Genomic DNA, 21,953 nt, shown 5'->3' on the forward strand with positions numbered 1-21,953 from the left:
ATAAGCCTAAGTTTACTTCTCTTTTAGCATTAGCCAACCTCTAGGATCAACTTTTATAGGAGTAGTACTGGAAACAAATGTAGGCTTTGAACCCAAATTGATTTTTTCCAATCCGTTAGAAGTTTCGACCTCTACAGGCATGATGAAATCAATTCCTTTAAGACTTACTACATATCCTGCTTTGCCTTTCTTACTCACCTTTACTTCAGGAAGATCTGTCGTTTTCAGATAATAATTCAAATAGCCGCTTTGGTCTTGACCGGTATAAGACTGAACAAACTCAATAAAATCATTGGTGGTAACTTGATTTTGGTAAGTAAATCGATCATCCATGATAAAGGCCTTCAACATAGGAAAGAAAACCTCATCTCCAAGTATTCCCCGGAGACCATGAATGACCGCAGCTCCCTTGCTGTAAATTTCGCCATGATATGCCTCTTCTTCTGTGCTATTCGGTGGAGATACAACTGGCTTTTCATTGGGAATGGTCCTTAAAACCGACGCAGCTTGGGTGAAATAAGCTTCGGAACCACCATGTGCTTCATAAAATAGCCAGTCTGCAAAAGCAGTAAAACCTTCATGAATCCACATATCTGCCCAGTCTCCTACCGACATTTTATTTCCAAACCACTCGTGCCCAAGTTCATGATGCAATAGCCAGTCATATTGAACCTGACCCATTGGAACAAACTGAAAATTATTCCCATAGGCATTGATGGTCTGATGCTCCATGCCGAGATATGGGGTTTCTACAACTGCAATTTTATCCTTTGGAAAAGGGAATGGCCCCAAATACTTCTCTTGTGTTTCAGTGCTTACTTTAAGGACTTCAAGAAGCGCCAAAGCCTTCGCTTGGTCTTCCTGAAGTACATAAACATGCATTGGGATAATTTCTCCTGAGATGGACTCGAAATCCATTTTAGCTTCATGAAATACTCCCAAAGTAAAATTCACATCGTAATTATTGATCGAATAGTCTGTTGCCCAATGATAAGTCACCTGATCTTCGGTTTCCTTTTTCTCAATCAGTCTACCGTTTGAGGCTACGAAATAGGGCTTATCAACAGTGAAGAATAAATCCACTCCATTTTTTGGTTCACTCGACGGATGGTCCAAAGCCGGCATAAAAATCTTTGCTCCCTCTCCTTGTGAAGAAAGCCCCATCCAATGATTATCAAAGCGATCCAATTCCCAGGTAAATCCCCCAGTCCAAGGTGGGTTTTGAGCAATTGGAGTTTTTCCACCGTAATAAACTTCTACCTGATCACAAGTACAGTCGATCGGAATAATATCCAAAATATCATCATGATGCGTGAATTCAACCTCTTCTCCATTCATCAAGACTTTATCGACCTTGTACTCATCTATTAGATTCAGACGCAATGTATCCAACTTTTCAGAGGATTGAAATTGAATGGTATTTTTCCCCTGAATGGATTTTGACTCTGGGAGAATCTCCAATTCCAACTGGTAATGAAGCACACTGAATTTCTCTTGTAAAGGATCCATAGGACCTCCCCAGTCCCAATTTTGTGCAAATCCTGACGCAAATGGGATGATAAAAAACAGGCAAAAAAAGAGGTGCTTTTTCATGTTCCAAATTTACAGGTAGAAATTAAAAAAAGGCCGTTTTTCTAAAATTACGGCCTTCCTAATATCATGATTGATTTTCGAGTTTGTCTTTGATCTTGCCAGGCAAATCATGTAGTTTTTTCAGTTTCAAAGAAAACAGCACTGCAACCACTCCAAGAAGTATAAAAATCAGCGCTGTGATGGTGACCAAAGTCATTCCGATTATTCCAGGATTCCAGATCAAAATAAAAGAAAGGATCACACCCCCGATTCCCAACCAAAGAAGAGATTGATATTCATCTCCATGGTCTTTTAAACTCAAAGCAAAACTGATCCCAACAATGGATTTGAACAAAACTCCAAATCCTACATAAAGCGGTAATGTAACCATCGACAAAGCAGGATTTGTCAAAAGTAAAACACCAACCATCGTACTTACCAGTCCAGAAGCGAGAAACCAACCCCAATGATCAAGCTGTTTTCTATTGCCATAAGCAAAAGTCAATTCGCTGAGTCCAGAAGCTAGAAATGATAAACTAAATAAGGTCGCCAAGACCAAATAGGAAGCCAATGGCGTGCTAAATACATAAATGCCCAATAGAATAAACAACACACCGATGATCGTCAGCAAATACCAATAAGAGAGGGCTTTTTGAATGGTTTTGAAAGGTTTATTTGTCATAAGACTGTGATTAATAGTGAAAAATATAGTTACAAATTCATTCCAGAACTTGAATTAAGTTAACCTTTATCCAGACGAAAAAGAATTTCCAACAAAGGAAATCCAAAATTCATGGTAGTCTCTTCAGATACTTTTACAAAGCCATGTTTTTCATATAATGAAACTGCTGCATCCAAACCTGAAGTAGTATATAAGTAAGCCGAATCGTATTTTTTCTCCCTGAAAAAGGACATCCATTCTTCCATCAACCTTTTCCCAATACCAGTTCCTCTACAGGATTTATCCAAAATAAAATATCGGAGTTGGGCCTGATTTTTCTCACGATGGAACAGCAAAATAAAACCTACTAACTGACTACCTTTCTCCACCACCCAAACCTGATCTTTATCAGGATCATAGTTTTGATTAAAAATCTGGAGCCCTCTTCTTACTTCCGTTTCAAATGACTCAGGAAAACCATGCTCCTCACCATAAACTTTGCCATGTAGCAAAGCCACTAGTTCAAGATCACTTGGCAGAAATGTATTCCTGATGGTTATAGAATCGTTTCCCATTTTTTTTGAAATAAAAAAACCGCCTTGATGAAGGCGGTTTACATTTATTCTTCTGAGTAATTGAAGCTATCTACCTGCTCTTTTACCCAATCTTGATATTTCGATTGACGATATTCTGTCCATTCATTTTTATACTTTGAATCATCAATCAAAAACTTAAAACCAGTTGCAGCCTTAGGCTTGCTAAGCGCATTGACTAAGTCCTCTGCCAGATTTTTTTCTTTGACTTTCCGATCAATAAAATCCTGCATCATCTGATGCTCTTGTGCTGGCTCCATTTTGGTGAATTCAGCAAAATTCTCAGGATTATCTTCTATTTCGTCTAGTATATCCTCCTCTTCTTCAGTAAGGTCATAGTTGAAATAATCTTCGTCATCAGGCATGTGATGAATCTTCTTTTTATCGATTTGATAGAAACACACATTGCCCTTCAGCAATTGGGTAGAAATCAATCCTACCTCTTTTTCAGTAAGCGAAAACATGAATGAGTTACAAAATTTTTCGAAAAATAGTGAATGTCAAATTTGCATCAAATTGTTTTTAACTGCTGAATTGAAATTCCCTAATTTATTTCTCAAATATTTTCAAAAATCTGACTTAAAACCTCAGAATCAATAATATGACCACCTTTAAAACTTATTTTTTTGACTTCTTTTCCAAGTGCTTTTTCTAGTTCACCCTGCTTTTTGAGTATTTCTGAGTTTACAAATTCATCCTGATCTCCCAAGACACTGATAAATTCCGTCTTCTCAAATTTTTCATTGCTCACTTTCAAATCCAAATCACGGGCAAAGCCCCCTGCCCAAAGGATAAATTTATTGACGTTCCCATTCCATCGGCTTGCCCAACGGGTGGCGGTGGCAACTCCTTGCGAAAAACCAAATACATTTACCGCTGGAGGATTTTCAAATTTTTCGAGAAGCTCGTTCACAAGCTGATCTAGATACCGGTGGTTATTTTCAATGGCAAGCTCCCGCTCATGGCTTGTCATCCAATTAGCCCCAACTCTCCCTTTATAATCCTTTAGATAAGAATAATTCGTAGCCTCAGGAGCTACAAACAAGCGATCCTCACTTTCAAAAGGCATAAATTTCCTTATAAAAAATTCGGCCAACTGTCCATATCCATGAAAAACGACCCATACTTCACTTTCGTCGAACGTTGGTTCGTGTGAAAGACAATACTCAGCTTGGTAAGTGACTTTGATTTTCTTTTTCAAAAAATTACCCATTGAGATCCTCAAATTTAAATGGCAACAAAGCCTGAATTCCCGGAACCTTTATCACATTTCCATTAGGTAATAAAATCAGAAGCTCAATGGCTTGACCAAAGCGCATCTCAGTCTCGCTAATCGTCTGTCTGCAAAGTCCACAAGGTGAAACTGTGGCCCATTTTTCTTGACCTATTTTTTTTGCTACTATGGCCATTTGCAAGACAGGATCATTTGGGTGATTGGCTCCTGCAAAACCCAATAGTAATCGCTCAGCACAAACACCAACCGGGAAACTTACATTCTCCTGGTTGCTGGACTTTAAAACGATTCCTGACTTCATCAAAATCGAAGCTCCAACCTGAAAATTCGAATAAGGAGCATAGGCATCTTGGCTGATTTTCTTTGCCTCAACCACCAATTCCCTTTCAGAAATGGATAATTCCTCCCAACTCAGCTCTTCCAGCTCTGCAGATATTGTGATTTTTTTCGCCATGTTTTTGTCTTGGAATTTTCCTAACGGACAAAGTAGTGAATAGTTCTTATTTTAGTTACCAATCCTTTTCTAGAATGAATTTAATAGCCAATTTACAATCATGACGGCAATAAGTACCCAAACCATTTTAATTCTAGGAGCCGGGAAATCCTCATCCTATCTCATCGATTATTTAGCTGATACTTGTGAAAACAATAACAGAGAGCTCATTCTTGCAGATTTAAACTTAGAGCTTGCCAAATCAAAACTCAAAGGCAAGCCATGCACCAAAGCTCAGTCTCTGGATATAGATAATGAAAAAGATCGTTTAGCATTGATAGAAAAAGCTGATTTAGTGATTTCTATGCTTCCTGCATTCATGCACCCCATCGTCGCAAAAGATTGTTTAAAACTTGGAAAACACTTTTTCTCGGCCTCTTATGAATCAGAGGAACTTCGAGAGTTAAAACCTGAAATCGAAGCCAAAAGCTTATTTTTTCTCAACGAATGCGGACTTGACCCCGGGATCGATCACATGTCAGCAATGAAAATCATTCACGAGGCCAAGTCAAAAGGAGATGAAATTCTATCATTTAAATCTTATTGCGGAGGGCTTTTGGCACCGATAAGCGAGGACAATCCATGGAAGTATAAATTCACCTGGAACCCAAGAAATGTTGTTTTGGCGGGAAAAGGAACTTCACAATACATCGAAAAAGGCGATCTGAAATACGTTCCTTACCATCAGGTTTTTAAGAGAACGGAAACCATCCATTTTGATCGGTTGGGTGATTTTGACGGCTATCCAAATCGGGATTCCTTAAGCTATCGAAAAGTATATGGTCTGGAAAACATTCAAACCATGCTTCGTGGCACACTCAGACGTGCTGGCTATTGCAAAGCTTGGGATGTTTTCGTTCAGTTGGGGTTGACCGATGATTCGTTTAGAATGAATTTGCCCTCAGGAAGTACTTTGAAGCAATTTTTAAATTCATTCCTACCATACCATGAGTCACTTTCAGTAGAAGAAAAACTTGCCGAGGCCATTCCAGATATGGATTTCCCGACCTTTGAAAAGATTCAATGGCTAGGATTTTTTGGTAATAGAAAGCTTCCGAAAACAACTGGAAGTCCAGCTGAAATTCTACAATCAATTTTAGAGGAAGACTGGAAACTTTATCCTGAGGATAAAGATATGATCGTGATGCAGCACTTGTTTGAAGTTCAAACAAAAGATGGAATTAAGAAAATTAATTCCAGCCTGGTGGCTTTTGGTGAAGATGCAACTTATACAGCCATGGCAAAAACCGTTGGCCTACCATTAGCTATATCCGTAGATCTTTTTTTAGAAGGTAAGATTAAATTGACTGGTTTACACGTCCCGGTTATCCCGGAAATCTACGAGCCTATCTTAGAAAAACTGGAAGAATTCGGAATTCGATTTATTGAAAAAGCCCAACTTTAATTGAGCTTTTTTTAAGGATTCCAGTCCGCAGGAGGGTCGAGTTGAGAGTTTTCTACTACTCGACAATCATCCGGAATGATCGCTCTCGGCTGTTTATAATCCAATTCTGATTCATTGATATAAATTCTTCTAGAGGTTTCGCCTGCGGCCATAAAAAACCCTAAAACCACTTCATCAGGGTTATCCAAACTGATCATATTGCCACGAATATTTGCTGGTGGTGGATCAAATACTGAGCCGCTCAACTCAGCCTGCTGCTTGACTAATCTTAGGAAACGATAGGCCTCCTGCGAAATACTATATTGCTCCAGGTCAACCCTGAACGTATTCAAAAACCGCAAACCATCATCTAAAATAACAGCTACAGGAAGACGAGTAGTCAGCCCATTAAAATTATCATCTTGAGCGATAAATATAGACGAGTTACTTGTTTGTTCAGATTTAAAACAAACCTCACAGCAGTCTTTAGGAGCTGGAGCCCTGCTAGGAGGTGGTTCATGATATAAATCGGGCCTGGTTTCTAAGACATATACAGACTCTCCTTTTCTCCAATAATAAAAATTATTCTCATCAGCAGGATCTTGAAAAGCTGCAACAAGCTGAATTGCAGAATCATCATTTAATTCACCTTGAACAGGAACTCTTTCTACTCTAAATCCCAATTCCTGAATCTCAGGAACTGCTGTTAGTTTTTCTGGGAGGGAAGTATACACCTTTCCATCAAGAAGCTGAATCTGTAAAGTATAACTTCTCCCTACCTCTCCCGAAAAAGCCGCAGAGGTCAAGTAACTCCCACGATTTTCATTGTCCTCATTTAAGAAGGTTACCCCTCCTAAATCGTCCCGGATAATAACTGTGGCTCCGGCGACAGGTCGGATTAATCCTTCAAATACACTTCCATAGGTATCACTTCTCGACAGTTTGATGATGTGTGGCCCTGAACCATTGGTAACCATGCCTTCGATAGTCAGCAATTGAGGTCCATCTTCAATGGAAACATCATATGGTTCAATGCAGCCAAATAAAACAATTACGGCTAGGTATAAATACTTTTTCAATAATTCTAAGTTCAAAATATCAAGGATTCCAGTCCAATGGAGGCTCTAATTGCGCCCCTTCCACTTCTCTACAATCATCAGGGATTATCACTTCTGGCTGTCTATAATCCAATTGATTTCCATCAATGTACACTCGTTTGCTTATTTCGCCTGCGGCAATGAAATAGCCCAAAACCACTTCCTCAGGATCATCCAAACTGATCATATTTCCCCTAATATTTGCAGGTGGAGGATCGAAAACTGATCCGGATATTTCAGTTTGCTGCTTCACCAATCTAAGGAATCGATATGCCTCCTGAGAAACACTGAATTGTTTTAAATCTGTCCGATAGGTATCGACAAATCTGTTTCCATCATCCTCTATAAACCCTGCAGCAGCAGATGTACTCAGTCCATTGAAGTTATCATCTTGTGCCAGGTATATTCCTTCATTTCCCAGTTGCTCAGTTTTGTAACAAGTAATGCAACAATCCTTTGGCTGCGGATCTCTACTTGTGTTTGTATCTGAAGGTCTAGGAGTATATAAATCAGGTCTGGTTTTAAGCACAAATGTAGATTCTCCTGTTTTCCAGAAATAAAAATTATTCTGGTCAGAGGGATCATCGAATTCTGCGATCAGCTGAACTCCGGACCTTTCCAAGGTCTCACCTTCTACAGCGATTTTAATTACCTTAAGGTCAATATCCTTGATTTCAGGAACTGACTCTACTCGCTCAGGTAATGAGGTATACACCTTCCCGTCAATTGTTTGTATTTGGAGAGTGTAGGTCCGCCCAACTGTAGCCGAGAAATCTGCGGGCGTAGCATAAATTCCACGATCTTCAACATTTTCGGAAAGGAAAGTTACCTGTCCCAAATCATCTCTTATGATTACAGTGGCATTGCCAACCGGTCTAATCAATCCTTCAAAAACACTCCCATAGGTATCACTCCTGGTCAATTTGATCAAATGAGGTCCTGGTCCAGAGGTAATCATTCCATCTACTGTTAGCAATTGAGCGCCTTCCTCCACAGTCACAGAGTAAGGCTCAATACAGGAAGCCAGCGGCAGAATTATCAATAGATAAAGAAATTTGCGAAGCATCTGATTAAAACTTGATGGAATAACTAATACTTGGAAGAGGAACACCCAAAACGGCAAGTTTCAATGCCTGTGGTGGCGCTCCTAGTTGGTCTACAAAGAATAATGAGAATGGATTCTTGCGACCATATACGTTTAGAATTGAGAATGTCCAGTCTCCGTCAAAGAATTTTCCTTTTCCGTTGAGCTTGAAATTCACAGCCAAATCCAAACGATGGAAATCTGGCAGGCGCTGCTCATTTCTTCTATTGAAATAAGCGAGTGAATTGCCGGAATAGTCAAATTTTGCCTCTGGGAATGTCACCGGTCTTCCTGTGCTATATCCAAAGGTTGCTGAAATAGAAGTATTGGTACTGACCTTATAATTACCGATCAGAGTAACATCATGCGGTTTGTCAAAATTGGAAGCATACCAGTCACCATCATTGATAATCTCCTCTTCAAATGGAGTGATCACTTGTCTTAAACTTCTGGAGTAAGTATAGGAAACCCAACCTGTCAATCTTCCCAGATTCTTTTTGACATACAATTCTACACCGTATGCTCTGCCATTTGCCGGCACCAATTCCGTTTCAATGTTATTCTGCAAAATCAGGTTTGCACCATCCTTGTATTCAATCACATTTTGAATGTCTTTGTAATAAACCTCGATGGAAGTTTCAAAGATGTTTCCTCTGAAATTGTTATAGAATCCAAAAGAAACCTGATCTACAATCTGTGGCTTCAGGAAATTATCACTCAGCTTCCAAACATCTGTCGGTGCAATGGTCGCAGTGTTAGAAATCAAGTGGATAAACTGGTACATTTTATTATATCCAAGCTTGATAGAGCTGGATTTCGAAAATGAATAGCGCAAAGAACCTCTTGGTCCTAAACCTGTATAATTCTGGATTTCATCCCCATCCCCATAAGTAGTTTCACCAATCGCGTTTCCATCAGAAATAGGCTGATTTTCACCATATTGACGAACTATTCTAGGCCCGAAATAGCTATACATATCATACCTCGCACCATAGGACATCCCGAATTTCTCTCCGATTTCAAATTCATGCTGAAAATGCACTCCGGATTCCCTGCCAAATTCATCCTGCACCTTTTTCGGTAAAATCCCGGATTCCTCACCCATAGAAGGCACCAAGTCTCCAGGTTGCAATTCCAGATTTTTGAAATCACCACCCACAGTTACTTTATTGGTTTCGCTGAATTGATAATAGAGATATGCTTTTATTCCGTAATCTTTGATGCCTGAGTTGAGGTCAAAATCATTGATTCCGGAACGGTTGAAAATACTGTAATCATATTGGGTATAATACCCTAAAACTTCAAATCCAATCTGATCATTGACGATACTCTTCCACTGAAGGGAATGGCTGTTATTTTTCCAAGATACTGTGGTGTCTGAGGAAAAAGCAAAATCATCATAGGAAGTATAGTAGCTATAAGTGAATTCATTTTTCTCAGATATTGGAGCAGAAATCACCAAGTTTCCATCATAGAAATTAGCCTGTGAGTTTTTCAGATCGGGATTGCTCAGAGCTCCCAAAAACCAATTGATATAAGAACCTCTGAAACCTCCACGTATGGAAACTTTATCTTTTACAATAGGTCCATTGAATCCAACTTTCCCGGAGAAATTACTGACCATCAAATCGCCACCCCACTTAGCAATAGAACCTGCCTTTGGCTGAATATCCAAGATTGAAGAACCTCTTCCTCCAAATCTCGCCGGTATCACAGATTTATAAAGAGTAACTCCATTTACCGCGTCAGCATTAAATGAGGTAAACAAACCAAAAAGGTGGGTAGGGTTATAAATTGGGGCACCTGCAAACTGGATCAAATTTTGGTCAGCACCGCCGCCTCTGACATTCAGACCTGCAGAAGCCTCTCCAACCTGACTCACGCCTGGAAGTGTAGCCATGGATCTGATGATATCCACTTCCCCCAAAAATGGAGGCAACTCTCGCATGGTATTCATGCTCATGGTAATCGCACCCATGTCAGTGGATCGGATATTCTTTTCCGGATCACTTCCATAAATCACAACATCATCCAGCTGGAAATCTTCCTGGAGCATCTTAATGGAAATACGCCCATCTCCTACAGCTGTGATCGGATAATCGATAGTGGTATATCCTACATATCGGAACTGAAGATTGTATTCCGCTCTATCTAAAATCAGTTCAAATGAGCCATTATTATCGGTAATTCGGTTGATTTCCAATTCCGGTACAGTGACTGTCGCTCCTACAAGAGCATCTCCGGTAATTTCATCAATGATTCTTCCTGAAATCTTAATTCCTTTCAACTGACCAATATCTCTCCCGACAACTTCACGTTTTACCTCAGTTTGGGAGAATCCCAAATGGCTTAGGAGCAAAAAGAAAACGAGTAATAGTTTTTTCATAATCTGCGATTAAAGTCCATTAGGGTCAAACTTGTACAAATTGATTGGGTAGTTTCCTGCGAGCGTAATTTCAGGCATTCTCATAATGTATAGGAATCCATCTTTTTCGAAATGTGCCACTGTAAAGTCCTGAGGAAAACCAGAAATATCATTTTTCGAAGTCCACTTCATTGAATTCAAATCCAATTCCCAAATTGAACTTACTCTCTTAAATAATCCCACATAAGCCTTATTCCCAATTACTTGCCCCAAACCATACCCTTGGCCAAGTGATCCAGGATAGACGCCTATTTTAGACCAGACTCCAGATGAAGTGGTATATAGCCAAAGATTAGCCTCACTATCAATCACATAAAGATTATTTTGATAAACAAAGTTGGCATTACTTGCATTAAAAGAGACAGGACTATCCGGTAAAAATGACCAGGATCCAGTATTAGGGTTATACTTTCTAAGTCCAAAAACATTTCCTGTTTTACCTCCCAAAACATAAAGACTCCCATTTGATTCGAATGCGATCGATTCTAAACTTTCAAATGGTAGATCTTTTAGCTGTTCAAAATTTCCCTCATTAATCTTCCAAAAAGAATAATTAACCTCATATGGATTTGGAACCAATCCTGCAGAACCTCCTCCCAGATAATTTTTTGTAGAAAACGCAAAGGATCTTGGACTGCCTGGGAAAGGCATTTCTTTCCATGTCTTCGAGCCTATTTCGAATTGTTGGATTTTAGTGTAGAAACTGTTTTTTGATACCGTTCCCAAACCGACATTTAAACCTGCCGTTGTTTGAAAAAATACATTATCATAAATTCTAACAGATTCAGGAAACTTACTTATCAATTCATATGTACCGATCTGGTATTCAAAATTTATAGGAAAAGTGAGAATCTTGTCTTGAACCTCCACTCTGATAGGAACTGATACCCCAGAAGCTGGAGGAATTGTCACATGAAGCCTGGATTCAAAATCGATCTTGGTGATTGCCGCTTCAGAATTTCCGAAAAATACTCGAGTGTCTTCTGTGAAATTTTGACCTAATATGATCATTTCATTTCCTACCAGTCCAAATGCGGGAGAGTATGAATTGATTACAGGACTCAGCGTTTTCAATTCAATGATATTACCGAATTGGATTTCTCCGCCTAAGTCCATAAAGGCTTTTGCGAAATAGGTTTTAGAATTAGTGAATCCGTTAGACTCACCAATAAATTTTCCCGGTCCTTCTTTAACACCCAATGAAATAATGATTGGGGAGGAAAAATTTTCATCCTCAGAAAGATAAAAACCATGGTCGCTAAGACTAATGTTCTGATTGGTTAACAATCGACCTAGAATCCTGACATTTTCACTACTCGTATACAGGACCTCTTCGGTCACCAAAATAACAGAGTCAGTTTCTTCGTCAGTGCAAGCCCATCCCGTGAAAAGCAATAGTAAAATGCTCAGAGATAGAAGTTTTCGCATAGAGTATTTGGTAGAAATTAAAATTCAACCAAAAATATAGAAATCCGCATCTTAAACAAGATGACTTGAATTTAAAAATTGAGTTATTTAGAATATTAGGGCAAAAAATTATAGAATCAGCAATAAAAACAATACTTTATTGAAAAGAGAGGGTAAAAAAATAAAGAATTTAATATTTTTTTTTGACAGAATTTCAAAATGTGATTCCAATCATTCCCAACCTTATGCCAAAAGGAGTCCTTAAATAAACTCGAGTAAAAAGCCTTTCACAATGTTCCTGTAAGTTTCATGCGAAGAACCATCTTCATTTTTTATAAAAATTTCTACAATCTCAATTCCTGATTTCTGGAATGAAAAACTTACTATTTCACGTATTACTTTTTGACCTGGTCTATCTCGGATGACGAACTTTATTCTAGGGAATAAACCATGTCCCTCGGCGATCAATACAAAATCCAACATTTGCCGCTCTGGCAAAATCACCCAAAACATACCTGAATCGGAAAGTAATCTTGATACTTTCCCCGCCAATTCTTCAAAAGAAAGGGAATCGGTGTGTAATGCCTGATTCCTTTTTGAATCTTTCGCTTTTAAATGATCCGGAAAATAGGGCGGGTTGCTGACTATTAAATCAAAAGATTGATCGGATTTAAAATCCTGAAAAAATCCCTGCCAGAGAGTGAGCCTATCTTTAAACTTGCTTTCGGAAAAATTCCCTTGGGCCTGCTTTGCAGCAGATTCATCAAGTTCTACGGCTGTCAATATGGAATCTGTATGTCGCTGGGCGAGCATTAATGCAATCACACCTGTCCCAGTTCCCACATCCAAAATTCTATTCGGGTTTTGAGAGGTTGCCAATCCACCTAGTAAGACTGCATCGGTGCTGATTTTCATAGCGCATCGATCCTGATGCACCCTGAATTGTTGAAACTGAAACCAAGTGTTGGGCATCAGGTTCTAACTTTACTGAGAAAACTCAAATTAAATCTTGGCTTGTCATCCATTACGTTCAGATCATCCTCAGAAACTCTTTTGACACTCTCGATGGTATAAAATGCTTTTTCATCCAAGCTTTTTACTTTCTCAATGAATTTTGCCAAGGCATCTCTTTTCATAACAGTGAAGGTCAACTGCACTTTCCCATATCTTCCTTCCGCACCTACGTTTGTAAATCGGAAATTCTCCTCCTTCATATATTCCATCAATTCAGGATTTGGTTTTGGAGTGATGATTCGAACCAGCACTCTTCCCAAAGCGAGTTTTTCCTCAAAAAACATCCCTACATATGTTCCTGTACCAAAGCCAGCTGCATATGCGATATAGGACATAGGATTGGAAATATTCTGAAAAATCTGACCAATCGCCAATAACCAAATGAGTGCCTCAAAAAACCCAAGAATTGGTGCGATGTTTTTCTTCCCATTCATCATAAACATGATGCGAAGCGTATTGATCGATACATCTCCGACCCTAGCAGTAAAAATCAGAAGAGGCATAATCAGATAGTTGAATAAATTCTCTGATACGCCTAAGGAAAGCATAAATTCTTGCATGATTCAGTCTATTTAAAGGTCAGGCAAAATTAAGGAATGCAGGTGGATTTAAACCTATCAGATCTTCAGATCTCTTCCTGCAGCCATCCCAAATCCGGTAAACAAAACCGAGAAAAAAATCAAAAACCAGATCAGGATATTCCAAGAACCAAACAGGTCCAAAGAAACCCCAAATAAAATCGGACCTAATGCAGCAAGATAATAGCCGGAAGATTGAACCATCGCGGAGAGTTTAGCAGTAGTCTGATCCTCTGCTGTCCTGAGTGAAATCAATGTATATGCGATGCTCAAACTAGCTCCCATTCCCAATCCAATCACCGTGAGTGACAGATAAGTCATTATTTCTGACTCTAAAAAAAGCCCTAAAAATCCGATAATATAGCCTATCCCTACCCCTAAAATCACTCCTGACTGTTCCTTTAATCGGATCAATATGGATGGTGCAAAGTAAGAACCCACCAAAGAAATCAATTGCATAATGGAGGAAACTGCCCCAGCTTCTACCGGTGACCAGCCTCTGGCTATCAGCATATCTGGAAGCCAAGCTGTCAAAGTAAAATACATCACCGATTGGCAGCCCATAAAAATGGTGATTTGCCAGGCGAGTTTTGATTTCCAGACATTTTTAGCCTTTGCCAAGCTGGTACTCATTCCTGCCTTTGGTCTGGTCAATTGAGGAATCCAAAAAAATAAAGCTATGACCATAAAAATAGCCCAAGAAGATAAAGATCCTCTCCAACCAAAATTCAGATCTACCGCTATTGGCACTGAAAATCCTGCAGCAATAGCTGCAAACAAGGACATCATGGTTGCCAAAAGGGCTGTCATTAATCCCAGCTTTTGAGGTAGTCTTACTTTGATCAGGGGAATCAACAAAACATTAGCAATCACAATTCCTATTCCTGTGAGAGCAGTACCAAAAAGTAAGAGTTCGATGCCCCCCAGAACTCTAAGGACTACTCCAATCGTCAAAATTAAAATCCCCAAAAACACAGCTCGTCCCATTCCCAACTTTTTCCCTATTGCAGGTGCAAAAAGCGAAAAGGTCGCAAATGTCAATAAAGGCAAGGTGGTCAGAAATCCTGCCAGTCCATTGGAAAGCCCAAGGTCCTCTCGGATAAAAGGAATTAGCGGTCCTACTGAAGCAATGGAAGTCCTGAGATTGATAGAAATCAAAAGAATTCCGGTGATCAGAAGTGACTGGGAAGGCAGGGCTTTAGACAAGGTAGTGGATCAAAAATTAGAAGACTGAAATCAGGTTTTGGAATGAACTAAGTCTACCACACAATCTACCCAAGTATCTCTTGAGTTTAAACTTGGAACCAAATCCCAATGTTCTCCACCTTGCTCTTCAAATTGCTCTTTGTATTCCTGCCCCACTTCTACCGTAGTTTCCAGACAATCTGCCACAAAGGCGGGTGAAAACACCAATACTTTTTTCACTCCTTCACCAGACAGCTTTTTGATCATGTCCTCCGTGTATGGCTGAACCCAAGGATCGTTTCCTAGTCGGGACTGAAAACAAGTCACTACTTTTTCCGCAGGTAACCCAAGCTGCTCTGCAATCAAACGAGTGGTTTGAAAACATTGAGCTCTATAGCAGAATTGATTATTTGGACCATACTTATTACAGCATCCTCCAAGTTGACAATAATTATCAACCGACCCTTTTTTAATCTGTCGCTCAGGAAGCCCATGATAGGAGAATAAATAGCGGTCATATTCACGCTTTTCCATCATTTCCTGCCCTAGTTCTTTCCAGGCTTTGACAAATAATGGATGCTCAATAAAATTACTGATAAACGTAATTTCAGGGATAATCTGCCATCCTCTGGCGATTTCCATGACCTTGTCGATTACCGAACCATTGGTCGCTGAAGCATATTGTGGAAATAAAGGAACAACAATAATTTTTTTGACTTTCGCCTTCATTAATTCTTCCAGCGCAGATTCTATAGAAGGACTTTGGTAGCGCATGCCCATTGCCACGACATAGTCAGAAGCGTCCAATTTTTGAATCAGTTTTGCTTTGAGGTCCTCTGTATGAAAAAGCAAAGGAGATCCTCTATCTGTCCAAAGTTTCCGGTATTCCGCAGCGGATTTGGGAGAACGAAAAGGTGCAATAATTAAATTCACTAGCATCCACCTAGGGATTGCAGGGATATCAATCACTCGTCCATCCATCAGGAATTCACGCAAATACTTCCTTACATCTCCAGTAGCCGTACTATCGGGAGTTCCCAAATTGACCAGCAATACGCCGGTTTTTCCGGTTTTGACCATTTTTATTTGATTGTGGGTAATTCGATTGACAACCCAAAATTACATCCGATTGTTAACTTAAGCCAATTGATCTTTTAAATGTGTCATTGAAATATCAACTCACATTTTGAGCTTTTGAGCCCAATTCATAGCTGGACCAGATCCAATGCTGGAAATCAAAGCCAAAATTACCAATCCAATAAACAGGGATTCCGACACCAAACCAGTCTCTAAAGCGATCAATCCCAAGATGATATCCATACTTCCTCTGGTACTCAGACCAAATCCAACAATTATCGATTCTTTTCTCGAAATTCCGGCATATCGACCTCCGATATATGCTCCAAAATACTTCGCCAACAATCCCAAAATTACCACCACACCAGTGACTCCCGGATCAAATGCCTCAACGAAATTGACTTTGAGTCCAATGGAAACAAAAAATATCGGTGCGAAAATATTATTGATAAACTGGTGGAGAATTTCCTTGGCTTTCTCTGTTAGGTATTCAGAATCACCCAAAGCTACTCCGATGATAAATGCTCCGAAAATGGCATGAATCCCGATAAACTCAGTAAAAGAAGCAGCCAGGAAACAGATGGCCAATGACAAAGAAAGTAAACCACCTGGCCATGCCAAATTCTTATTGATCCAAGGCAAAACTCCATTGATCATACCTTTACCTAGCGTCAGCATAAAGAAGGTAAAGAACAAGGTCAGCCCAATGGTTGGCCAAACACCAAGCCCTTCTGCCCCTGATTCAGAAAGTGACAATATCACAGAAAATACAATCCAACCTAAAATGTCCACGATCATTGCCGCAGCTATAATCAAAAGACCTGTTTGAGTCTTAAATATCCCCAAATCCATTAAAATCCGGGCCACTACTGCCAAAGCTGTAATGGAAATCGCCAAACCAAAAAAGGTCGATGCAACAGCCCTGTCATTGATATTCACGCCCAAAAACTCAGGAAATGCATAGGCTAATACAAACCCTGCTATAATGGGCAAGACCATCGAAGCAGTGGCAATTTTCAAGGCGTTTTTACCTTGATTCCATACGACTTGAAGTTCAACTTCCAAGCCTGCTATAAACAATAAAAGGACCACGGAAATCTGGACAAAACCATCTAAAGCCACATTGGCCATTTCATGTGAACCGAATAAGTAATCTTGAGCTCCTGGAAACAGCGTTCCCAAGATTGTGGGACCTAAAATGATCCCAGCGATAATCTCGCCGACCACTGCTGGTAGTTTAAACTTTCGTGCTAATTCTGCGAAGACTCTTGCCATGATCAGCATGGCTGCAAGCTGGAGGAGTAAATTGATAACCTCCTTATGGTTTAATGTTTCCATGGGAGATTATTTTTTAACGATTAACAAATTACAAGGCAAAGTACTCAACAGGTCCTCAAGGTCATGCGGAAATATTCTATCAAAGAAATTGAGCTTGTGCTCATCTCCTACCACCAACAAGTCAGCGTTGATTTTTTCACAAAAACGAGCCAATTCTATTGCCCATCTTCCTCCAGTTACTTTTATGTTGATCTTCAAATCCTCTTTATCCAACTTATCTAGAATATCCTCCACGTACTTGATCTCATCCTGCACCAATTGACGGCGGGTTTGCGCTACTTCCTGTTCGGAATCCTCTGAAGCAGTCCCCATTTGCAAACCATACATTTTGATTTCATTCAAGATGTAAACCTGATCCGCCTTTACTTTTTTAGAAAAACCAATACCATGCTCAATTACGAAAGGTGTTATTGGCGTCTGTGTCCCATTAAAAACCACTTGAGAAAAACCCGTAGTTTCGACTTTTGGTTCTATCAAAGTCAAAACAGAACAAGGCGCTTTACGAATGATTTTCCTTCCAACAGACCCCAAGTAATAGGTCAAAAAACTTTCATTTTTTAACGCCCCTGCTACCAAAAGATCCACTTCTTCATCTCGGCATGCCTCCAAAATCATCTTTCCAGGCTTACCTTCTTTCCAGATGATTTTCGTTCTCTCTCTCGATAGCTTTGCCTTGCCTATCACGTCATCCAGTTTCTCTTCCAATTCACTCGTTTTTTTACCTACATGGATCAAAACCAATTCTGAATCAAAAAGTAAAACCAGTCTTTTGGTCTCTGCAATTAAAGCCTCAATCCTAGGAGAAAAGGCTATGGCAAGGGCTATTTTGTGGTACATCGTAGTATTTCTATTTTTATGAAATAAGCGAAATTTCCCGATCTGTACAACAAGTGAATTGATCTTCCCCACTTATCCTGAGCAATCCCCACTTAAGTGTGTTTTCGGCAAGCAGAAAAAGTACTTCCTCCAAAATGAGGAAATTTTATAAAATTTAAGAGAAGAATGGGAGTTTCCCCAGAATTTACCAGACACTTAAAAACCCAAACAATTTATGAGAAAACTAATACTAAGTGGCTTACTGATAGGCAGCTTGGGATGGTCAATAAGTGCGAATGCACAGTCCGACTACCCAACTCTTACCCAGATAAACCAACGCTTACAAAAAATCGGAACAAATGCTTCTGCGGAGCTTTCTTCCCTGACCAAAACTGAAGGAGGAAAAGATATCTGGGTTCTAAAAATAGGAACAGGTGAAGTGGACAATAAACCGGCCATCGCAGTGGTAGGTGGTGCGGAAGGATTTCATGTTACGAGTGTTGAACTTGCATTACAGTTTGCCGAGAAATTGGTTTCTGAGCATGTTGACGCATTGGAAACCACCACTTTTTATGTGTTTCCAAACATGTCTCCTGATGCTTACGCTCAGTACCATGATGCCTTGAAGTATGAGAGAAGAGGAAATGCAGTGTCTGTAGATCATGACAGAGATGGAACAGCTGGCGACAATGGCTATACCGATCTGGATGGAAACGGAATGATTACTTGGATGCGTGTAGAAGATCCGATGGGAGAATACGTGATCTCAAAAGACGATGACCGGGTAATGGTTAAAGCAGATCGATCAAAAGGCGAAGCTGGTACACATTCCTTGTATCGAGAATCAAAAGATGACGATCATGATGGAAAATTTGCTGAGGATTTAACAGAAGGAATCGCTTTCAACAAGTCTTTGACCTATAAATTCCCTGTATTTGAGCCTTTGGCAGGTGATATCCCTGTTGCTCAAAAAGAATCGAGAGCTTTATTGGATTACCTTTTTGATCAGTGGAACATTTTTGCTTTTGTTACATTTTCTCCGGCAAACAATCTTTCCTCTCCATTGAAATACAATGCTGGAGATGCCAGAAAGCGAATTGTGACCTCCATTCTTGAAAAAGATCAAGCGCTCAACGCCATGGTTTCTGGCGTTTATAATGAAACGATTTCTGAAAAACCATATCAGCAAACCAACCAAGGAACTGACGGGGATTTTTTCCAATGGGCATATTTCCATTTTGGAAGACTTAGCTTCGGAACTCCAGGTTATTGGACACCTGAATTCAAAAGCAAATCAAACTCAGATGCCAACTACTTGGCATGGGCAGATTCTTTAGGATGGGAAGGCGTTTATACACCTTGGAAAGAGATTCAGCATCCAGATTTCCCAGGAAAAAAAGTGGAAGTAGGTGGAATTAATCCATTTGTAAAGGCAAATGCACCATTTGACCAAGTGGGAGAAATCGCTGAAGAGCATACCGATTTCATCTTAAAATTGGCTGAAATGCAGCCAAAATTGGAAATCCATAACGTCAAAGTTGAGGATATCGGAAATGGCTTGACTAGAATTTCAGCAGATTTATTTAACAACTCACCGATTCCGACGCACTCTCAAATGGGTGAGCGATCCAGATGGCTTCGCAAAGTAAGAGTAGATCTGCAGGCACCTGCAGACCGAATTGTATCAGGTGACAAAATCCAGTTGATCGATGTGATCGGAGCTTATGATAAAGTAGAGCTCAGCTGGATTGTCAAAGGAAAAGAGGACGTTTCAGTTAAAGCTGGAGCTTCTCATGCAGGATTTACTCAATCGACTTTCAAACTCTAATCTCTAAAACTCATGAAAACAACAAAATTAATCGTTGGGCTGGCTTTTAGTGCTTTGAGTCTGACTTCAATCACTGCCAACGCACAGGACAAATTCTTCCAGGCGGTAGGCACACCATACATGCCAAAAGTGGAAATCGCATTTAACCGCTATTACACTTACGAAGGCTTGGTGGACAATATGAAAAAAATCGCTGCGGCTCATCCGGATATTGCGAAAATCGAATCTATCGGAAAGTCCTATGAAGGTCGCGATATGATGACATTGACAATCACGGATTTTTCTACCGGCCCGGATACTGATAAGCCAGCCATGTGGATTGATGGAAACATTCACTCCAATGAAATTCAAGGCGGTGAATTTGCCTTGTATGCAGCCTGGTATTTGACAGAAATGCATGCTGACAATGAATTCATTCAGCAGTTACTAAAAGACAAAACCTTTTACATCACTCCTACCATCAACCCAGATGCTAGAAATGACTTCTTTAACCAACCAAACACAGCCAACTCTCCTAGATCTGGTATGATGGTTTTGGACAATGACCGGGATGGATTAAATGGAGAAGATGGAATGGATGATCTCGATGGTGATGGACACATCACAATGATGATCAGAAAATCTCCTACCGGACGATTTATCAAAGATCCTCAGGATCCAAGAAAACTGATTATGGTAGGTGCTGATAAAGTCGGCGAATATGAAATGCTAGGCCAAGAAGGTACAGATGGAGATGGCGATGGCAGAGTCAATGACGATGGAGTAGGATATTACGATCCAAACAGAGATTGGGGCTGGAACTGGCAGCCTGATTACATCCAAAGAGGTGCTTTAAGATATCCATTTACACTTCCGGAAAACCGAAACATCATGGAATTCGTGATGAAGCATCCGAATATTGCTGGTGCGCAAAGTTTTCACAACTCAGGAGGAATGATCTTGAGAGGTCCTGGAGCGGAAGAAGATGTTAGTACTTACAACAGAGAAGACATCAGAATCTATGATGCCATTGCTTCAAAAGGTGAGGAAATGATTCCTGGGTATAGATACCTGACTGTTTACAAAGATTTGTATTCGGTTTTCGGTGGAGAGCTTGACTGGTTTTATGGAACAAGAGGAGTATTCACCTATTCCAATGAGCTGATGAACTCCTACTTATATTTCCACAAACCTTCACAAGGAAGAGGTCAAGATGAGATGTTTGAAGTTGACGAACTCCTAACCATGGGAGATGCTTTTGTGATGTGGCATGAATTTGAGCATCCACAATTTGGAACTGTGGAAATCGGTGGCTTTAAGAAGACTTTCGGAAGAGCGCATCCAGGTTTCTTGCTTGAGCAAGATGCACACAGAAATGCGGCATTTACGATTTACCATGCCTATCATACTCCAAAACTTTCTGTGATGGATGTAAAAGAAGAAGACCTAGGTGGTGGATTGAAAGCTATCACTGCGACAATTTTCAACGAAAGATTAATGCCTACTCACGCCAGCCAGGATCTAAAACACCATATCGAAAGACCTGATTATGTCACGATTTCTGGCGCCAAAGTCGTTGCTGGATTTGTGGTAGAGGATGAAGACTTTAAGAAATTCAGTGAGCAAAAAATGAATCCTGAGAAAATTGCGGTAGCAAACATCCCAGGTATGACCGCTGTAAAAGTTAAATGGATCGTATCATCCGGTTCAAACTATACCATAACTGTAGATTCCGCCAAAGGTGGAAAAGCAAGCTGGAAAAAGTAATCATTAACTTTTCCATATAAATTGAAAAGCCTCGGTATTTGCCGGGGCTTTTTTTTTGCTTTGATAATGGCCTAGCGCTTGCGGTTATTTAGTTGAAAATCAGTTTTAAATCAATTAAACCAACGAAGCAATGTCCAAAAAACATGGCCCAAGTATCAAAAACAGTGATCAATACGAAGCATTACTGGATAAAGGAATGAGCAAAGAAAAAGCTGCAAGAATATCCAACGACCCCAATTCGGGTAAAAAAGGCGGCAAAGCCAAGGACTACGAGGAAAGAACCAAAAAGGAGTTGTATCAAAAAGCCAAAGAAGTGGGCATTCCAAACAGAAGTAAAATGAGTAAAGCGGAGCTCATAAAAGCATTAAGAAACAATTAAAGTCTCGGAATTAACCATCATCGATTCATTACTAAGCCCAAA

Annotated in this window: 20 protein-coding genes; 4 read left to right on the forward strand and 16 right to left on the reverse strand. The window is 39.9% G+C overall.

The features are described 5' to 3' along the window. Nucleotides 1-12: 12 nt before the first annotated feature. The 6 genes from FHS59_RS08495 to FHS59_RS08520 all read right to left on the reverse strand — a co-directional run bounded on the left by FHS59_RS08495 (nucleotide 13) and on the right by FHS59_RS08520 (nucleotide 4,514). On the reverse strand, nucleotides 13-1,593 hold the full coding sequence (locus tag FHS59_RS08495) for a M1 family metallopeptidase (protein WP_184494720.1): 1,581 nt from the start codon (nucleotides 1,591-1,593) through the stop codon (nucleotides 13-15). A 64-nt stretch (nucleotides 1,594-1,657) separates the two neighbouring features. Continuing rightward, a complete protein-coding gene (locus FHS59_RS08500) occupies nucleotides 1,658-2,254 on the reverse strand; it encodes an HdeD family acid-resistance protein (protein ID WP_184494721.1) in 597 nt (198 codons plus the stop codon). Nucleotides 2,255-2,313: 59 nt separating this feature from the next. After that, nucleotides 2,314-2,808 carry a GNAT family N-acetyltransferase gene (locus tag FHS59_RS08505; protein ID WP_184494722.1) on the reverse strand — a complete coding sequence of 165 codons (495 nt, stop codon included), beginning with the start codon at nucleotides 2,806-2,808 and terminating at the stop codon, nucleotides 2,314-2,316. Between the two features lie 44 nt (nucleotides 2,809-2,852). Beyond that, nucleotides 2,853-3,290, reverse strand: a complete 438-nt coding sequence (locus FHS59_RS08510; RefSeq protein WP_184494723.1) for a UPF0158 family protein — start codon at nucleotides 3,288-3,290, stop codon at nucleotides 2,853-2,855. A gap of 92 nt (nucleotides 3,291-3,382) precedes the next feature. Beyond that, nucleotides 3,383-4,027 (reverse strand): alpha/beta hydrolase, encoded by a 645-nt coding sequence (locus tag FHS59_RS08515; RefSeq protein ID WP_184494724.1) that lies wholly within the window; start codon nucleotides 4,025-4,027, stop codon nucleotides 3,383-3,385. Nucleotides 4,028-4,031: 4 nt separating this feature from the next. Further along, the gene (locus tag FHS59_RS08520; protein WP_184494725.1) at nucleotides 4,032-4,514 is read right to left on the reverse strand and encodes a cytidine deaminase; all 483 of its coding nucleotides are present in this window, start codon (nucleotides 4,512-4,514) and stop codon (nucleotides 4,032-4,034) included. Between the two features lie 100 nt (nucleotides 4,515-4,614). Between FHS59_RS08520 and FHS59_RS08525 the strand changes: the two genes are divergently transcribed. Continuing rightward, nucleotides 4,615-5,958, forward strand: coding sequence for a saccharopine dehydrogenase C-terminal domain-containing protein (locus FHS59_RS08525; protein WP_184494726.1), 1,344 nt, complete (start codon nucleotides 4,615-4,617; stop codon nucleotides 5,956-5,958). Between the two features lie 11 nt (nucleotides 5,959-5,969). Here FHS59_RS08525 and FHS59_RS08530 read toward each other — a convergent pair whose 3' ends face one another. From FHS59_RS08530 to FHS59_RS08575, 10 genes are all read right to left on the reverse strand, one after another. Continuing rightward, complete coding sequence (locus FHS59_RS08530) at nucleotides 5,970-7,016, reverse strand: DUF4249 domain-containing protein (RefSeq protein ID WP_246388373.1); 1,047 nt, start codon at nucleotides 7,014-7,016, stop codon at nucleotides 5,970-5,972. 19 nt (nucleotides 7,017-7,035) lie between these two features. Continuing rightward, on the reverse strand, nucleotides 7,036-8,100 hold the full coding sequence (locus FHS59_RS08535) for a DUF4249 domain-containing protein (protein WP_184494728.1): 1,065 nt from the start codon (nucleotides 8,098-8,100) through the stop codon (nucleotides 7,036-7,038). 4 nt (nucleotides 8,101-8,104) lie between these two features. Beyond that, on the reverse strand, nucleotides 8,105-10,504 hold the full coding sequence (locus tag FHS59_RS08540; protein ID WP_184494729.1) for a TonB-dependent receptor: 2,400 nt from the start codon (nucleotides 10,502-10,504) through the stop codon (nucleotides 8,105-8,107). 9 nt (nucleotides 10,505-10,513) lie between these two features. Then, nucleotides 10,514-11,971: an IPT/TIG domain-containing protein gene (locus FHS59_RS08545; protein ID WP_184494730.1), complete on the reverse strand. Its 1,458-nt coding sequence runs from the start codon at nucleotides 11,969-11,971 to the stop codon at nucleotides 10,514-10,516. A gap of 240 nt (nucleotides 11,972-12,211) precedes the next feature. Further along, nucleotides 12,212-12,865, reverse strand: coding sequence for a tRNA1(Val) (adenine(37)-N6)-methyltransferase (locus FHS59_RS08550; RefSeq protein ID WP_246388374.1), 654 nt, complete (start codon nucleotides 12,863-12,865; stop codon nucleotides 12,212-12,214). A gap of 56 nt (nucleotides 12,866-12,921) precedes the next feature. Beyond that, nucleotides 12,922-13,524: a DUF2179 domain-containing protein gene (locus FHS59_RS08555; RefSeq protein WP_184494732.1), complete on the reverse strand. Its 603-nt coding sequence runs from the start codon at nucleotides 13,522-13,524 to the stop codon at nucleotides 12,922-12,924. Nucleotides 13,525-13,581: 57 nt separating this feature from the next. Next, nucleotides 13,582-14,748, reverse strand: coding sequence for a CynX/NimT family MFS transporter (locus FHS59_RS08560; RefSeq protein WP_184494733.1), 1,167 nt, complete (start codon nucleotides 14,746-14,748; stop codon nucleotides 13,582-13,584). Between the two features lie 30 nt (nucleotides 14,749-14,778). Next, nucleotides 14,779-15,807: a ferrochelatase gene (hemH, locus tag FHS59_RS08565; RefSeq protein ID WP_184494734.1), complete on the reverse strand. Its 1,029-nt coding sequence runs from the start codon at nucleotides 15,805-15,807 to the stop codon at nucleotides 14,779-14,781. 99 nt (nucleotides 15,808-15,906) lie between these two features. Next, entirely contained in the window at nucleotides 15,907-17,142 is a 1,236-nt protein-coding gene (locus tag FHS59_RS08570; protein ID WP_184494735.1) for a cation:proton antiporter, read from the reverse strand. A gap of 6 nt (nucleotides 17,143-17,148) precedes the next feature. Next, nucleotides 17,149-17,979, reverse strand: coding sequence for a universal stress protein (locus FHS59_RS08575; protein WP_184494736.1), 831 nt, complete (start codon nucleotides 17,977-17,979; stop codon nucleotides 17,149-17,151). 214 nt (nucleotides 17,980-18,193) lie between these two features. On the opposite strand from FHS59_RS08575, the gene FHS59_RS08580 reads away from it, so the two are divergent. The 3 genes from FHS59_RS08580 to FHS59_RS08590 all read left to right on the forward strand — a co-directional run bounded on the left by FHS59_RS08580 (nucleotide 18,194) and on the right by FHS59_RS08590 (nucleotide 21,911). After that, on the forward strand, nucleotides 18,194-19,786 hold the full coding sequence (locus FHS59_RS08580; RefSeq protein WP_184494737.1) for a M14 family metallopeptidase: 1,593 nt from the start codon (nucleotides 18,194-18,196) through the stop codon (nucleotides 19,784-19,786). 12 nt (nucleotides 19,787-19,798) lie between these two features. After that, nucleotides 19,799-21,532 (forward strand): M14 family metallopeptidase, encoded by a 1,734-nt coding sequence (locus tag FHS59_RS08585; protein WP_184494738.1) that lies wholly within the window; start codon nucleotides 19,799-19,801, stop codon nucleotides 21,530-21,532. 130 nt (nucleotides 21,533-21,662) lie between these two features. Next, on the forward strand, nucleotides 21,663-21,911 hold the full coding sequence (locus tag FHS59_RS08590; protein WP_184494739.1) for a DUF7218 family protein: 249 nt from the start codon (nucleotides 21,663-21,665) through the stop codon (nucleotides 21,909-21,911). The last annotated feature ends 42 nt before the right edge of the window (nucleotides 21,912-21,953 follow it).

The organism is Algoriphagus iocasae (genome assembly GCF_014206875.1).
GTDB lineage: Bacteria > Bacteroidota > Bacteroidia > Cytophagales > Cyclobacteriaceae > Algoriphagus > Algoriphagus iocasae.